At 70.2% G+C, this 15,159-nt stretch carries 14 protein-coding genes and 1 tRNA gene; 14 read left to right on the top strand and 1 reads right to left on the bottom strand.

Annotated elements, in window-relative coordinates; all coding sequences use genetic code 11:
- Positions 1–17: 17 nt before the first annotated feature.
- The 5 genes from QRN40_RS02915 (at position 18) to QRN40_RS02895 (ending at position 2,894) form a co-directional block, all read left to right on the top strand.
- A complete protein-coding gene (locus QRN40_RS02915; protein WP_285113984.1) occupies positions 18–998 on the top strand; it encodes a TadA family conjugal transfer-associated ATPase in 981 nt (326 codons plus the stop codon).
- Complete coding sequence (locus QRN40_RS02910; protein ID WP_285113983.1) at positions 995–1,900, top strand: type II secretion system F family protein; 906 nt, start codon at positions 995–997, stop codon at positions 1,898–1,900. Before QRN40_RS02915 ends, QRN40_RS02910 begins: the two co-directional genes overlap by 4 nt.
- Positions 1,901–1,994: 94 nt before the next feature.
- Positions 1,995–2,192, top strand: a complete 198-nt coding sequence (locus tag QRN40_RS02905; protein WP_285113982.1) for a DUF4244 domain-containing protein — start codon at positions 1,995–1,997, stop codon at positions 2,190–2,192.
- A 28-nt stretch (positions 2,193–2,220) separates the two neighbouring features.
- Positions 2,221–2,526 (top strand): hypothetical protein, encoded by a 306-nt coding sequence (locus QRN40_RS02900; RefSeq protein WP_285113981.1) that lies wholly within the window; start codon positions 2,221–2,223, stop codon positions 2,524–2,526.
- Entirely contained in the window at positions 2,523–2,894 is a 372-nt protein-coding gene (locus QRN40_RS02895) for an Rv3654c family TadE-like protein (RefSeq protein WP_285113980.1), read from the top strand. Before QRN40_RS02900 ends, QRN40_RS02895 begins: the two co-directional genes overlap by 4 nt.
- A 24-nt stretch (positions 2,895–2,918) precedes the next feature.
- On the opposite strand, the gene QRN40_RS02890 is transcribed toward QRN40_RS02895, so the two are convergent.
- Complete coding sequence (locus QRN40_RS02890; protein WP_285113979.1) at positions 2,919–3,164, bottom strand: hypothetical protein; 246 nt, start codon at positions 3,162–3,164, stop codon at positions 2,919–2,921.
- A 273-nt stretch (positions 3,165–3,437) separates the two neighbouring features.
- On the opposite strand from QRN40_RS02890, the gene topA reads away from it, so the two are divergent.
- The 9 genes from topA (at position 3,438) to QRN40_RS02845 (ending at position 15,125) form a co-directional block, all read left to right on the top strand.
- On the top strand, positions 3,438–6,275 hold the full coding sequence (topA, locus tag QRN40_RS02885) for a type I DNA topoisomerase (protein WP_285113978.1): 2,838 nt from the start codon (positions 3,438–3,440) through the stop codon (positions 6,273–6,275).
- Entirely contained in the window at positions 6,272–6,892 is a 621-nt protein-coding gene (tmk, locus tag QRN40_RS02880) for a dTMP kinase (protein ID WP_285113977.1), read from the top strand. The genes topA and tmk overlap by 4 nt, the downstream gene beginning before the upstream one ends.
- A 44-nt stretch (positions 6,893–6,936) precedes the next feature.
- On the top strand, positions 6,937–8,127 hold the full coding sequence (locus QRN40_RS02875) for a DNA polymerase III subunit delta' (protein ID WP_285113976.1): 1,191 nt from the start codon (positions 6,937–6,939) through the stop codon (positions 8,125–8,127).
- Positions 8,124–9,683: an alpha/beta hydrolase gene (locus tag QRN40_RS02870; RefSeq protein WP_285113975.1), complete on the top strand. Its 1,560-nt coding sequence runs from the start codon at positions 8,124–8,126 to the stop codon at positions 9,681–9,683. Before QRN40_RS02875 ends, QRN40_RS02870 begins: the two co-directional genes overlap by 4 nt.
- Before the next feature lie 71 nt (positions 9,684–9,754).
- Entirely contained in the window at positions 9,755–10,441 is a 687-nt protein-coding gene (locus QRN40_RS02865) for a TetR family transcriptional regulator (protein WP_285113974.1), read from the top strand.
- An 80-nt stretch (positions 10,442–10,521) separates the two neighbouring features.
- Positions 10,522–10,597, top strand: a tRNA-Thr gene (locus QRN40_RS02860).
- Positions 10,598–10,750: 153 nt separating this feature from the next.
- Positions 10,751–13,309: a PKD domain-containing protein gene (locus QRN40_RS02855; RefSeq protein WP_285113973.1), complete on the top strand. Its 2,559-nt coding sequence runs from the start codon at positions 10,751–10,753 to the stop codon at positions 13,307–13,309.
- Positions 13,310–13,360: 51 nt separating this feature from the next.
- Positions 13,361–13,576: a hypervirulence associated TUDOR domain-containing protein gene (locus tag QRN40_RS02850; protein WP_285113972.1), complete on the top strand. Its 216-nt coding sequence runs from the start codon at positions 13,361–13,363 to the stop codon at positions 13,574–13,576.
- Between the two features lie 49 nt (positions 13,577–13,625).
- Positions 13,626–15,125 carry a D-alanyl-D-alanine carboxypeptidase/D-alanyl-D-alanine-endopeptidase gene (locus QRN40_RS02845; RefSeq protein WP_285113971.1) on the top strand — a complete coding sequence of 500 codons (1,500 nt, stop codon included), beginning with the start codon at positions 13,626–13,628 and terminating at the stop codon, positions 15,123–15,125.
- The last annotated feature ends 34 nt before the right edge of the window (positions 15,126–15,159 follow it).

Genomic DNA, 15,159 nt, shown 5'->3' with positions numbered 1-15,159 from the left:
GTCCGTAGCGTCGCAACATGACAAAGAACGACCTGCGACCTGCGGCAACCGAACCCGGACTCTGGCGCACCTTCGGCCCCCTGGCGCCCTACCTTCTGCGCCCCGGCATCACCGATCTCTTCGTGACCGGCGATGGGGAGTTGTGGAGCGACGGCCAGCCGGCCGGGCTTAGACGCGAGGGCGGTTGGCACGCCGACCAGCCGAGTGCGCGCGAACTGGCCGTCCGCCTGATCGCCGCAGGCGGCCGTCACATCGACGAGGCGACGCCCTTCGTCGATGTGCGGCTGCGGGGAGGTGTGCGTGCCCATGCCGTGCTGCCTCCCATCTCGACGGGAGGGGCTCTCCTCTCGATCCGCGTCCCGGCCCGGGAACAGCCATCGCTCGACGACCTCGTCGCGGGAGGGGGAGTGCGGCACGACGAGCGCGACCGGTTGCTCGCCGCCGTGCGAGCGCGAGCGAACCTTCTCATCACCGGGGCGAGTGGAGCGGGCAAGACCACCCTCCTCGCCGCGCTGCTGGGGAATGCCCCGCCGGACGAGCGCATCGTCGTGATCGAGGATGTCGCGGAGCTCCGCATCCCGCATCCGCACGTGGTCGGGCTGCAGACGCGCCAGCCGAACCTCGAAGGCGCGGGCGGCGTGGACCTGCGCCGCCTGGTGCGCGAGGCGCTCCGGATGCGGCCCGACCGGCTGGTGCTCGGTGAATGCCGGGGGGAGGAGGTGCGAGACCTCCTCGGTGCCCTCAACACCGGTCACGACGGAGGAGCCGGGACGCTGCACGCGAACTCGCTCGAAGACGTCCCGGCCAGGCTGGAGGCGCTGGGCGCTCTCGCGGGACTGGGCGAGCACGCGCTCGCGCGCCAGGCCATCAGTGCGATCGGCCTGGTCGTCCATCTGGATCGGGTGGAGGGGAGGCGGCGGCTCTCGGGCTTCGGTAGGCTGCGGCTCGATGGCGACGGCCGCCTGACCGTCGAGCGGACGGATGGCGCCGAGCCGTGAGAGGCACGCAGCCCGGCGCGGAGGCGGACGCGATCGCCGCTCTGGTGGAGTCGCTCGCGGTGCTGCTCGACGCCGGGCTCACGCCGCGGTCGGCGTGGGAGGTCGCAGCGGGGCACGGCGCGCATCCCGTCGCCGACCGGGTGGTGAGCGCACTGCGGCAGCATCGGTCCTCCGCCGAGGCGCTGCTCGGATGCGCGGACACCGACGACCTGCGGAGGATCGCCGCCGCCTGGCGCGTGGCGGAAGAGGCAGGCGCGCCGCTGGGTCCCGCGCTGCGCACGGTCGGTGAGACGCTGCGCGATGTCGCCGAAGCCGAGCGCGAGGCCGATGTCGCGTTGAGCGGCCCCCGGGCGACGGCGCGGCTGGTCTCGTGGCTTCCGGTAGCAGGCGTGGCTATGGCGGCAGCGATGGGCGCCGACCTGGCCGGGGCGGCGACGTCGGCGGTCGGTGCGGCAGCCATCGGGCTCGGAGTCTCGCTCCTGGTCGGCGGCCGGTGGTGGATGCGCGCTCTGGTGCGTCGCGCGGTCGCGCGCCGTCCGGCTGCGGGATTTCCGGAGGCGCTGGTCGCTATCGCGCTCGGCGGCGGTTCGTCGGCCGACGCCGCCCACACGATGGCCACGACAGCAGCGCGGGCGGCCGGTCTGGCGACGCAGGATGACTCCCGGGTCCGGCAGGTGCTCGCCCTGGCGAGCGCCGCCGGTGCCCCCGCAGCCGAACTGCTCACGGCCGCTGCTCGGCAGGAGCGACGCACCGCGCGCGCGGAAGGGCGCCGCGCGGCGACGACGCTCGGTGTGAAGCTCATGGTCCCGCTCGGTGTGTGCGTGCTCCCGAGCTTCCTTCTTCTGGCGGTGGTTCCCGTGATCCTCTCGCTGCTGTCGTCCACAACGACGGGTTTACGGTGACCGTCCACAGATCCGGTAGCGATCGCCGGGAGCGTCGATCCGCCCCGAAGGATGGACGTACGGGAACGACGAGAGGGGACCGGAAATGGGACGGATGATCGAGAGGACGGGAAGGCTGGGCCGGAAGCTCCGGTGGCGACTGGCCGAGGATCGTGGTGCGGCGACGGCGGAATACGCGATCACGATCCTCGCGGCGGTGGGCTTCGCCGGGCTCCTCGTCGCTCTGCTCAAAGGCGACGAGGTCAAGGCGCTGCTCGCCGACCTGGTGCACCGTGCGCTCTCCGGTGGCTGAACCGGCGCGCGAGAGTGAGCGGGGCAGCGTGACCGCTGAGTTCGCTCTCGCACTGCCTGCCGTCCTCGCGTGCGTGGCCCTCTGCATCGGAGCGGTGCACGGTGCCGCGCAGTTCGGAGCCCTGGCGGCAGGCGCGGCCTCGGCGGCGCGGCTGGCAGGTCGCGGCGACGATCCTGCGAGTGCGCCGGTTCCGGCGGGGACGGGGATGAACGTGGAAAGAGAAGGGAGCGCGGTATGCGTGGTCATGACTGCACCGGAGAACGGAGCGCTCGGTCGCCTCGGCATCCGGCTGAGCGCGCGGGCGTGCGCGCTCGACGAAGCGGCCGCGGAGTGACGGGAGGAGTTCCCTTCCTCCGGGCCGTGTCGGCCGACGACCGAGGAAGCGGTTCGATACTGGCGCTCGGCATCCTTGCCGCGGTCACCACGGTGGCGGCGGGAGGGATCGTCGTGGTGGGGGCCGGCGCGGCGCACTCCCGAGCGGCGGCCGCGGCGGACCTCGCGGCGCTCGCCGCGGCCGATGTCGCGAGCGGACGGGACGCGGGCGTGCCGTGCGAGACGGCGTCGGCCATCGCAGAGACGAATCACGCCGCGCTGTCGGCCTGCGAGCAGCAGGCGCTGGTCGTCACGGTGACCGCTTCCGTGTCCTACCTCGGGCTCGCGGCGACCGCCTCGGCGCGCGCAGGACCGCCCGGTGAGCGGTGACTCGCTTCCGGTGGGGTCGTCGGGTCAGTCGAAGACGGTCTCGAGGAAGCGGTAGCTGACCGCCGTCGGCTGCTGGCCTCGGCCGTCGTCGGAGGCGTACTCGAGCTCCGAGCCCGAGGCCCGGACGTAGAGGTAGTGCTTCGCGCCCACCGGGGCGGAGATCTCCAAGCGCGGTCGAGCGTCTCCCGAGTCGAGGAAGCCGGTCGCGATCGTCTTGCCCTCGAGGGGTCCGTCGATCAGTTTGGCGGTGTACGTCATCGTCGTTGCCATGCTGTCATTGTCCTCCCGAGCGGGCGCGCGGCAAAGGGTCCGGCAGGGCCGTCCCGCCGATGCGCGGCAGGACGGTTCGCGGCTGCGCCCAGGGCGAACGGCGACGAAGCGATTAGGTGTACAAGCGGCGAAGGTGTGTATGGTTTGCCTGTCGGACGCACGGACCACACTCGAGTGGACCGGGTCTGCAGGGGGAGCGCGCCACGCCGGTCCGGTCGTGAAGCAACGCAGTCAGCTGTGGCGACACAGTGTGTGCATATTAAGAGGAGTCAGGTGCCTGACACGAAGAAGCTCGTCATCGTCGAGTCGCCGAACAAGGTGAAGTCGATCGCCCAGTATCTGGGCGACGGCTACGAGGTCATGGCCTCGGTCGGGCACATCCGCGACCTGATCGAGCCGAAGAACCTTCCGCCGGAGCTCAAGAAGGGCTCGCTCGGCAAGTTCTCGGTCGACGTCGACAACGAGTTCGAGCCCTACTACGTGGTGTCCGACCAGAAGAAGAAGACGGTCGCCGACCTCAAGCGCGCGCTGAAGAACGCCGACGAACTCCTGCTGGCCACTGATGAGGACCGCGAAGGAGAGGCCATCGCCTGGCACCTCGTCGAGGTGCTCAAGCCGAAGGTCCCCGTCAAGCGCATGGTGTTCCACGAGATCACCCGCGAAGCGATCGAGCAGGCGCGGGACAACACCCGGGAGATCGACACCGCACTGGTCGACGCCCAGGAGACGCGACGCATCCTCGACCGGCTCTACGGCTACGAGGTCTCGCCCGTGCTCTGGCGCAAGGTCGGTCCCGGCCTGTCCGCCGGACGCGTGCAGTCCGCTGCGACCCGTCTCGTCGTCGACCGCGAGCGGGAGCGACTCGCCTTCGTCGCGGCCTCCTACTGGGGCCTGACCGCACAGCTCGCACCGGAGGACGCCAACGCGTTCGAGGCACGGCTGGCTCGCCTCGATGGCGACCGGGTCGCCACTGGCCGCGACTTCGACGACCACGGCCGCCTGACCTCCGGCGCCCGAACGCTCGACGAGGAATCCGCCACGACCCTCGCCGCCGCGCTGCGCCAGCCCAGCACTGCGGTCACCGTCGCCAAGGTCGACTCCAAGCCCTACTCGCGGCGGCCCGCCGCGCCGTTCACCACGTCGACCCTGCAGCAGGAGGCGGCGCGCAAGCTCCGCTTCTCCGCCCGGCAGACGATGAGCGTCGCGCAGTCGCTGTACGAGAACGGCTACATCACCTATATGCGTACCGACTCGGCGTCGCTGTCGCAGCAGGCGACCAACGCGGCGCGGACCCAGGCGGCTAAGCTGTACGGCCCCGAGACGGTGCCCGACAAGCCTCGCACCTACGCATCGAAGAGCAAGAACGCCCAGGAGGCGCATGAGGCCATCCGTCCGTCGGGCGAGACCTTCCGCACCCCGGCCGAACTCGAGCGCTCCCTGCGCGGACCGGAGTTCCGTCTCTACGACCTCATCTGGAAGCGCACGGTCGCCTCGCAGATGGCCGACGCAAAGGGACAGACCGCCTCGGTCACCGTCGAGGCGCGGATCACCGACGGACCTCTCGACGGAACCGTCGCCGAGTTCACCGCGAGCGGGACGGTCATCACCTTCCGCGGCTTCCTCAACGCCTACGAGGAGAGCCGCGACGAGGAGCGCAACGCCGCCGACTCGGCCGAGGCGAAACTGCCGCCGCTGATTGAGAAGCAGGCGCTCACCATCCGGGACATCGCAGCGGACGGTCACGAGACCACCCCGCCGCCGCGCTACACGGAGGCGAGCCTCGTGAAGAGCCTCGAAGAGCTCGGCATCGGCCGGCCCTCGACCTTCGCGAGCATCATCTCGACGATCATCGACCGCGGGTACGTCACCCAGCGCGGCCAGGCGCTCGTACCGAGCTGGGTCGCGTTCTCGGTCGTCCGGCTGCTCGAGGACTACTTCGGAGACCTCGTCCAGTACGACTTCACCGCGGAGATGGAGGACGACCTCGACCGGATCGCCGACGGCGAGGCCGAGCGGGTCGACTGGCTCAACAGCTTCTACTTCGGCAGCGACAAGCACAAGGGCCTCCGTCGCGTCATCGACAACCTCGGCGAGATCGATGCGCGCAGCATCAACTCGATCGCCATCGACGACGGGGTGACCCTCCGCATCGGCAAGTACGGCCCGTACCTCGAGGTCCCCGAAGACGGCGCAGGACCGGACGACCCGCCCCGGCGCGTGAACATCCCGCCGGAGCTGGCTCCGGACGAGCTGACACCGGCGAAGGCGCGGGAGCTCATCGAGGCGCCCGTCCAGACCGACCGCATCCTCGGCACGAACCCCGAGAGCGGCAAGGTCGTGCTCGCCAAGGACGGCCGTTTCGGCCCCTACGTGACGGAGGCGGATCCCGAAGAGGAGCCGTCGGTCGACGCGAAGACCGGTGAAGTCGTGGAGCCGGCCAAGCCGGCGAAGAAGGTCGCAGCGGCGAAGCCGCGCACCGCCTCCCTGTTCAAGTCGATGGACCTCTCGGCCATCGACCTCGACACTGCGCTCAAGCTGCTCGACCTGCCGCGCGTCGTCGGAGCCGACCCGGAGAGCGGGGAGGAGATCCAGGCCCAGAACGGCCGCTACGGTCCGTACCTCAAGAAGGGAACGGACACCCGGTCCCTTCCGAGCGAGGACGACATCTTCGAGATCGACCTCCCCGGGGCCCTCGAACTGTTCGCTCAGCCGAAGTACGGCAACCGCCGCGCGTCGAGCGCCCTGAAGGAATTCGACGCCGACCCGGTGAGCGGCAAGCCGATCCGCGTGAAGGACGGCCGCTTCGGCCCGTACGTGACGGACGGCGAGACCAACGCGACGATCCCGCGCGGCGAGACCGTCGACGAGGTCGACTTCGCCCGAGCCGTGCAACTGCTCGCCGACAAGCGGGCGAAGGGACCGGCCAAGAAGCCGACCCGCGCGGCGAAGGCCACCACCGCCAAGAAGCCGGCGGCCAAGAAGCCCGCAGCCAAGAAGCCCGCAGCGAAGGCCGCCACTGCAGCATCCACGGCCGCGAAGTCCACCACCGCGAAGGCGACGACGACGCGATCGACGACCGCGAAGGCGGCGACGAAGAAGTCCGCCGAGTGAGCGGCGGGCTCTTCATCACACTCGAGGGCGGGGACGGCGTGGGGAAGTCCACCCAGGCCGCCCTCCTCGAGGAATGGCTGCGCGAGGAAGGCCGCACCGTCGTCCGCACGCGCGAACCGGGCGGGACGGACGCCGGGGTCGAGATCCGCGAGATCGTCCTCCATCACCGCGGCGACATCGCCCCGCGGGCCGAGGCTCTGCTCTACGCGGCCGACCGGGCGCATCACATCGCGACGGTCGTGCGCCCGGCGCTCGCCCGCGGCGAAGTGGTGGTCCAGGACCGCTACATCGACTCCTCCGTCGCCTACCAGGGCGCCGGACGCGTCCTGGACGCGCAGCAGATCCGCGACCTGTCCCTCTGGGCCGCCGAAGGGCTCCTTCCCGATCTCACGATCCTGCTCGACCTCGACGAGGACGCGGCGCGTGCACGACTCGACACCGCCCGCACCCGCTACGACCGGCTGGAGGCGGAGCGATCCGACTTCCACGCCCGCGTCCGCGCGGCGTACCTCGAACTCGCGGCGCAGGAGCCGGACCGCTTCCTCGTGGTCGACGCAGCCCGCCCCGTGGAGGAGATCGCCTCGGAGATCCGCGACCGGCTCGCCGCCCGCGTCTGACCGGAGGGCACGGGGTGTCCGCGGTGCCAGCTAGCCTGGAGACCATGACGGTGTGGGACGAACTGACGGGGCAGGACGACGCCATCGAGGTCGTCCGCGCCGCGGCGGAAGGTTCCGGCGCCGGCGACGGCGGAGGTGCCGCCGAGCGCGGCATGACGCACTCCTGGCTCATCACGGGCCCGCCCGGATCCGGCCGATCGAACCTCGCCTACGCGTTCGCGACCGCGTTGCTCAGCCCCGGAACCCCCGACGGCGACCTCGCGACGCAGCGTCAGGTCGAGGCCCGAACCCACCCGGACCTCGCGGTGCTCAGCACCGAACGCGTGATCATCTCCATAGACGAGGTGCGCGCCCTGGTCTCCAGCTCGCAGTTCGCGCCGTCGGTCGGCCGCTACCGCGTGATGGTCATCGAGGATGCCGACCGCATGACCGAGCGAACGTCCAACGTGCTGCTGAAAGCGCTCGAAGAGCCTCCCGAGCGCACGGTGTGGATCCTCTGCGCACCCAGCGATGCCGACCTGCTGCCGACCATCCGGTCGCGGGTCCGCACCGTACGACTGCGCATCCCGAGCGTCGGCGACGTCGCGCGGCTGATCCAGCGGCGCGACGGTGTGGATGCGACGACAGCCGAGCGCGCTGCGCGGCACGCGCAGAGCCACATCGGGATGGCGCACCGCCTGGCGACCCACGACGAGGCGCGGCGTCGCCGGGAGCAGACGCTCGAACTGGCCCTCGGCATCCGCTCGGTCTCCGACGCGGTCCTCGCTGCCGCGACCCTGCTCGAGATCGCCGGCGCCGACGCCAAGGCGATCACCGAGGAGCGGGACGCCGAAGAGCGCGAGCACGCCCTGCGGTCCCTCGGGATCGCGCCGGGCGGCACGATCCCGCCCGCTCTGCGAGGCCAGCTCCGGCAGCTCGAGGAGGACCAGAAGCGCCGGGCCACCCGGAGCCTCCGTGACGGCATCGACCGCATCCTCGTCGACCTGCTGTCGCTCTACCGCGACGTCATGATGCTCCAGCTCGGGAGCGACAGCGAGCTGGTCAACCAGGAGCTGCGCCCGGAGCTCGACGCTCTCAGCGCCCACACGACTCCGGCCGCTACGCTCGCCGCGATGGATGCCGTTGCGACCGCCCGCGAACGCATCGACGGCAACGTCGCCCCGGCTCTCGCCCTCGAAGCCATGCTGACCACCATCCTGCGCGGCGCCACCGCGCGAAAGGGGATCGACCTGTGACCATCAGACCCGGCCGCCCAGGGGCCCGCCGGCATGCGGCGCGCACGGTCGTCGTCGCGCTGGCCGCCGTGGTCGCGCTGACCCTCACCGGATGCGTCACCTGGTTCCTCCCCGCGAAGACGGTCACGACCTCGAGCCCCGCCCCCGACAACGTCTCGGCCGCGCTGCAGCCGTTCTACAGCCAGGTGCTGCACTGGACCAACTGCTCCAGCGGGAAGCAGTGCGCGACCGCCAAGGCCCCGCTCGACTGGAACGACCCCGGCGCCGGGCAGATCGAGCTGGCACTCATCCGGCAGCCGGCGACGGGCACCAAGCAGGGGTCGCTGCTCACCAACCCGGGCGGCCCGGGCGCATCGGGCTACGACTTCGTGAAGGACTCGGTCGACTTCGTCGCCGACAAGACGCTGCAGGAGCACTTCGACATCGTCGGCTTCGACCCCCGCGGTGTGGGACGCTCGACGGCCGTGAAGTGCTACGACGCCTCCCAGATGGACGAATACCTCTACGGGATCACCCCGGGGACCCGCGGGTCCGACCAGTGGATCGCCGAGAACACCGCCACCGCCAAGGACTTCGGTGACGCCTGCCAGAAGAACACCGGGGCGCCGCTTCCCAAGGTCGACACCGTCAGCGCGGCGCACGACCTCGACCTGCTCCGCGCGACTCTGGGCGACACGAAGCTGAACTACCTCGGCTACTCCTACGGGACGTACCTCGGCGCGGTCTACGCGGGCCTCTACCCGGGCAAGACCGGGCGGCTGGTCCTCGACGGCGCGCTCGACCCCGCCGCCAGCAACTTCGAGGTGACGGAAGTGCAGGCGAAGGGCTTCGAGAGCGCCTTGCGCGCCTATCTCACCGACTGCCTCACGCGGAAGGACTGCCCGTTCAGCGGCACCGTGGACGACGCGATGGGGACGGTCGGACAGCTCCTGGCCGTCGTGGAGAAGAGCCCGATCCGCAACTCGGACGGCCGCGAGCTCGGTGCCAACACGCTGGTCACGGCCATCATCACCCCGCTGTACGACGCCACCGCGTGGTCGTACCTCGACAAGCTGTTCGATTCGGTGATGAAGGGCAGCGCGTCGGTGGCGTTCACCCTGGCCGACACGTACAACAACCGTCAGGCCGACGGCACCTACTCCGACAACTCGACCGAGGCGTTCGTCGCGATCAACTGCCTCGATTACACGTACGACGCCGACCCGGCGGTCATGCGCCAGCAGGCCGCCGAGCTGGCGAAGGCGGCTCCGGTGATCGGTCCGTACATGGCCTACGGCGACATCGGATGCGCCAACTGGCCGTATAAAGCGACGGGCCACCGCGGTCCGATCTCGGCGGACGGCTCGGCGCCCATCCTCGTCGTCGGCACCACCAACGACCCGGCGACGCCCTACGTGTGGGCGAAGAACCTCGCCTCCGAACTGCAGAACGGCCACCTTCTCACGTACAAGGGCGAGGGCCACACCGCGTACAACAAGTCGAACTCTTGCGTGAACAACACGGTCGACTCCTACTTGGTGAAGGGCACCCTCCCGTCGACGGGCAAGACCTGCTGACGGCGGCATGCGCAGAGCGAGCAGCGCGAGTGGTGCAATTTTGCAGGGAATGAAATAATCGAGCCGTGTCAGTGGCTACCGATTCCACGCTGAGCGAACTCGGGCTCCGCGAGCGGAAGCGCATCGCGACCCGCAGGGCGATCCAGCTCGCCGCCGTCGAGCTCGCGGGCGAGCGCGGTTTCGACCGCGTCACGATCGACGAGATCAGCCACGTGGCGAACGTCTCGCCGCGCACCTTCTTCAACTACTTCCCGTCCAAGGAGTCCGCGATCATCGGCGAGCTCCCGGAGCTGCCCGACGAGGACAGCATCGAGCGGTTCATCGCCGCGGGCCCCGAGGAGCCCATCCTGGACGGCATCAGCACCCTCCTCGTCGCGGCCATCGACGTCGGGGACACGGGCGGCCACGAGCTCGACGAGACGGACGGCGGCCCGGTGAGCATGCAGCGCCTCCATACCCTGCGGCGTGCGCTCCTCAAAGACAACCCCGAGCTGTTCGCCCTCCGCATGGCGAGCATGCACAAGTTCGAGGATGCGCTCAGCGGCGTGGTGCAGCGCCGCCTGGCCCACGACGATCCTGCTCTCGCTGACGATGTCGAGGGGCTGCATCAGCGGGCGCGGCTCGTGACCTATGTGGCCTTCGCGGGCATGCGGCACGCGTGGTCCTGCTGGGCCGACCACGGGGGAGTGGAGCCGCTCGCGGACCGGTTGCGGAGCTCCTTCCAGCAGCTTTCCGCGCTCGGCACTCAGGTGCGCTGACCTCCTGCAGGCACGTTCCGCAGCACCCCGCCGGATCAGGTAAGCTATCTGACTGTGCGTCGGGCGGAAGCCCGGCCCACGCCGCCCTAGCTCAGTCGGCAGAGCATCTCACTCGTAATGAGAAGGTCAAGGGTTCGATTCCCTTGGGCGGCTCCACACTCGCCTCGCACGCACCCGGGCATTTCCTCGACCGCCACTTCTGCGACGGCCACTTCCTGGACGGGCATTTCTACTATGCGCGCCTCCGTTCGGTGGCGTAGCCTGGACCCAAGCAAAAATGAGGATCAATCAAGTCTGCCCGAGGCTGTCATGGATGCAACGACGAGGTCCCTCCGAGTGCGTGCGCTCGGTCTGCTCACCGCAACGCTGAGTGCGCTGCTGCTGGTCGGGGGAGGTGTCGGCCTGGCGACGCCCGCGGCGGCGGATACGATGCCGCCGGACCCGACCAATCCCGCCTCGCCGCCGACCGTCGGCGCCACCGCTCTGCCCACTGTCCAGATGGACGGCGTGGCCTGGGCGCAGGTGGTGGTCGGCGACACCGTGTACGTCGCGGGCAAATTCACGACGGCGCGGCCCTCCGGCTCGCCGGCGGGTTCCAACACCACACCCCGCAGCAACCTGCTCGCGTACAACATCACGACGGGCGTCCTCCTCAGCAGCGTGAACATTCCGCTGAATGCGCAGTCCATGGCGATCACGGCCTCTCCCGACGGCTCGCGCGTGTACGTCTCCGGAGACTTCACGAGCGCCGGGGGTGCCACGTACTACCGGATCCTCGCGATCAGCACGGCGACCGGTCAGCCGATCGCGTCGTTCCGGCCGGTCGTCGGGAGCCAGGTGCGCGCCCTCGCCGCGACCAATTCCGCCGTCTACGCGGGAGGCGCGTTCACCAGCGTCAACGGCACCACCCACAACCACATCGTGAAGCTCGACCCCTCGAACGGCGCGGTGATCGGCTCCTTCAACCCGTCGGCCAATGACGCCGTGTGGGCGCTCGCCGTCAGCCCCGACGGCAACCGTGTCTACGCCGGCGGCCCCTTCACGATCATGAACGGGGAGTCCCACTACGGGCTCGCGATGCTGAACGCCTCGACGGGCACGGCCCTGTCGTTCCCGGTCAACAACATCGTGCGCGACGCGGGAGCGAAGGCGGCGATCATGTCGCTCGCGGCGACCTCGGACCGCGTCTACGGCTCCGGCTACGTCTTCGGCCCCGGGGGCAACCTCGAAGGCAGCTTCGCGGCAGACGGCACCACCGGCGCGCTGATCTGGCTGGAGGACTGCCACGGCGACACCTACTCGGTCGCGCCCCTCGGTGACGCGCTCTACGTGGCCGGGCACCCGCACGACTGCCGCAACGTGGGCGGTTTCCCCGAGACGAATCCACGCACGCACCACCAGACGATCTCCTTCTCCAAAGCGCGGACAGGCACGCTCACCAATGACGGGAACACCGCCTACGCCAACTTCCGGGGTCAACCGTCGCCCACCCTCCTGAACTGGTTCCCCGACTGGCTGACCGGCACGTTCACGGGGCAGGGTCAGGCCGCGTGGACGGTCGCCGGTGACAGCCGCTACCTGGTGGTCGGCGGCGAGTTCCCGGCGGTGAACGGCAAGGCCCAGTACGGGCTCACGCGCTTCGCCTACGACTCCGTCGTGCGCAGCACCACCGGCCCGAACAACAACGCCGCGCTCACCCCGAACGCGACGTCGACCGTCCCCGGTCAGGCGACCGTGAGCTGGACGGGCACCTACGATCAGGACAACGTGGCACTGACCTTCGCGCTGGCGCGTGACGGCGACACGGCGCACCCCGTCTACCAGACGACGCGGAACATCGTCTTCTGGAACCGCCCCGCCATGAGCTTCACCGACATCGGCCTGGCTCCCGGAAGTGGGCATACCTATACGCTCACGGTCACCGACCCTGACGGCAACCGCATCTCGCGCGTCGGCAACTCCGTCGTCGTTGCCGGAGGCGGCGCCAACCAACCGCCGACCGCCTCGTTCACGGCGGGCACCAATGGTCTTGCCGTCGCCGTCGACGGCAGGGCGTCGAGCGACCCGGACGGCAGCATCTCCTCGTACGCCTGGACCTTCGGCGACGGCGGGACCGCGACCGGATCCTCCGCGAACCACACGTACGCGGCCGCCGGCACCTACACGATCACGCTCAAGGTGACCGACAACCTGGGCGCGACGGGAACGACGACGCGGCAGGTGACGGTGACCGCCACCTCCGGCAGCACGCTCGCTAAGGACGCGTTCGAACGCAGCGTCGCGAGCGGCTGGGGATCGGCGGACACCGGCGGGACCTGGACGGGAGCCGGCAGCGCCACCTCCTACTCGGTCGCATCCGGCACCGGCCGCATGAACGATGCGGCGGGGACGACGAGGACGGAGACGTTGGGCGGGGTCTCCTCCAGCAGGACGGACTCGACGGTCACCTTCACCACGGACCTGGCCCCGTCGGGCGGCGGAGTCTTCGTCTCGGCGATCGGTCGCCAGGTGGGAACCGTGGCCTACGAGGGGCGCGCCTGGCTGAGTGCCAGTGGGGCGGTCCAGGTGCAGCTGCTCGCCAACGGGACCACCCTTCAGGCGGCGACGGTGGCTGGCCTGACCTACAGTGCCGGGCAGCAGCTGAACCTGCGTGTGCACGTCGTCGGGACCTCCCCGACGACCCTCCAGGCCAAGCTCTGGTCGGCGACCCAGGCGGAGCCGGCGGGGTGGCAGGTGAGTGTCACCGACAGCACCGCGGGCCTCCAGTCTGCCGGGTCGGTCGGGCTCCGTGCCTACCTGTCGGGCACGGCGACGAATACCCCGGTCACCGTCCGCTTCGACAACTACACGGTGGCGCCCGTGGCGTGAGAGCGACGCCGGACCCTGGCGGCGGATCACCCGTGGTGGTTGGCTGCGGTCATGGCGGACGAGTTGAAGCGCGGCGATCACGTCGAGTGGTCATCCCACGGCGTGGACGTGCCGGGCGAGGTCGAGAAGAAGGTCACCGAGGACACCGAGGCGGCGGGCCGCACGGTCCGCGCGTCGAAGGACGACCCGCAGTACCTGGTGAAGAGCGACAAGACGGGCAAGGAGGCGGTGCACAAGCCGGACGCCCTCCACAGGAAGAAGGAATGACGAATCGGGGAGCGTAGCAGCATTCAGAAACCCCCGGTAACATACCCGGATGCGCGAATCGGACAAGCCGGAGACCGGTGTGCCCGGCACCAAGCCCGGCGGTGGCGTGCTCGCGGGAGTCCTGACGGCGATCCGCACGCACCCGAAGACCTGGATGGCGGCGGGAGCTGCGGTCGTCTTCGTGCTCCTCGCTTCCGGCAGCGTCGCACTGGGCGCGACGGTCGGCTCGCCGGCCGAGGCTGCAGGGCGGCCGACGCCGAGCGCGAGCGCTACCCGCTCGTCCACCCCGACGCCGACGCCCATCCCGACCGCCGACCCGGCGCGCCCGGTGCCCGCCAACCAGCCGGCCGCGACCCGCATCCGCACCTGTTCCGTGGGCGGCCTCGCGACCGACGGCCGCCTCGGAACCCTCGAGGCCCAGGTGGTGAACGCGAAGACGGGCCAGACCCTGTTCGACCGCAACGGCGTGAAGCCGGGTCCGACCGCGTCGGTGCTGAAGACTCTCACCTCCGCGGCGGCCCTCTCCACGCTCGGTCCCGACTACCGGGTGTCCACCACGGTGGTCGCAGGCAGCACGCCCGGCCAGGTCGTTATCGTGGGCGGCGGCGACGTCACGCTGTCGCGTCTGCCGGACGGCCAGGCCTCGTTCTACACCGGCGCGCCGACCATGCAGGATCTCGCCAACCAGGTGAAGCAGGCCATGGGCGGCCAGCAGATCACCTCGATCGTCGTGGACGCCTCCCTCTTCGGCGCGCCGTTCTGGCAGCCCAGCTGGGATGAGCACGAGGAGCGCGTCGTCGAAGGGTCGACCCCGTACATGACCGCGCTCATGGTCGACGGCGATCGTGACGATCCCACCGCGGTGGAGTCGCCGCGGAGCACCGACCCGGTGGCGCGGGCCGTGCAGTACTTCCAGCAGTACCTCGGCACCAACGTCGGCGTCAGCCAGGGTGTCGCACCCGCCGGCGCGCGCCAGCTCGGCGTCGTGCAGTCGCAGCCTGTGACGACCCTGATCGATCAGGCGATGCGCGTCTCCGACAACACGATCATGGAAGAGCTCGCGCGCCTGGTGGCCATCAAGAACGGCGCGGGCAACACCTTCGACGCGCTCAATGCGGGAGTGCTCGCCGGGCTGAAGGGCTACGGGATCGACACCGCGGGCATCCACATCGCCGACGGCTCCGGCCTCAGCGGCGACAACGCGGTTCCGCCGTCGTACCTCACGCAGCTCTTCATCAAGGTGCTGAACCGGCAGAACGGGCTCGGCGTCGTCTACGACGGACTACCCGTCGCGGGCAAGTCCGGGACGCTCGGGCCGGGCTACAACCGGTTCACCGGCTCCAGCGCGGTCGCCCGGGGCTCGGTCTTCGCCAAGACGGGATGGATCGACCACGGGTACACCCTCTCGGGCATCGTCAACGCGGCGGACGGCACCCCGCTGACCTTCGCGGTCTTCGCGCTGGGCGACGTGAGCGACAATGCGAAGCAGGCGATCGACAGTCTCGTCGCAGGGTTCTACAACTGCGGGGACAACCTCTCCAACGGCTGAGGCGCGGTCCGGAACGCGACCACACCATCCCGCA

The organism is Leifsonia sp. fls2-241-R2A-40a (assembly GCF_030209575.1).
GTDB lineage: Bacteria > Actinomycetota > Actinomycetes > Actinomycetales > Microbacteriaceae > Leifsonia.
The sequence above is the reverse complement of the archived record's forward strand: the minus strand, read 5'-3'. Positions and strand labels throughout refer to the sequence as shown.

Bases quoted from the DNA above. Each gene is read 5' to 3' on its own strand.
- QRN40_RS02915 (WP_285113984.1), top strand. From the start codon at position 18: ATGACAAAGAACGACCTGCGACCTGCGGCAACCGAACCCGGACTCTGG.
- QRN40_RS02905 (WP_285113982.1), top strand. From the start codon at position 1,995: ATGATCGAGAGGACGGGAAGGCTGGGCCGGAAGCTCCGGTGGCGACTG.
- QRN40_RS02890 (WP_285113979.1), bottom strand. From the start codon at position 3,164: ATGGCAACGACGATGACGTACACCGCCAAACTGATCGACGGACCCCTC.
- QRN40_RS02875 (WP_285113976.1), top strand. From the start codon at position 6,937: ATGACGGTGTGGGACGAACTGACGGGGCAGGACGACGCCATCGAGGTC.
- QRN40_RS02855 (WP_285113973.1), top strand. From the start codon at position 10,751: ATGGATGCAACGACGAGGTCCCTCCGAGTGCGTGCGCTCGGTCTGCTC.
- QRN40_RS02850 (WP_285113972.1), top strand. From the start codon at position 13,361: ATGGCGGACGAGTTGAAGCGCGGCGATCACGTCGAGTGGTCATCCCAC.
- QRN40_RS02845 (WP_285113971.1), top strand. From the start codon at position 13,626: ATGCGCGAATCGGACAAGCCGGAGACCGGTGTGCCCGGCACCAAGCCC.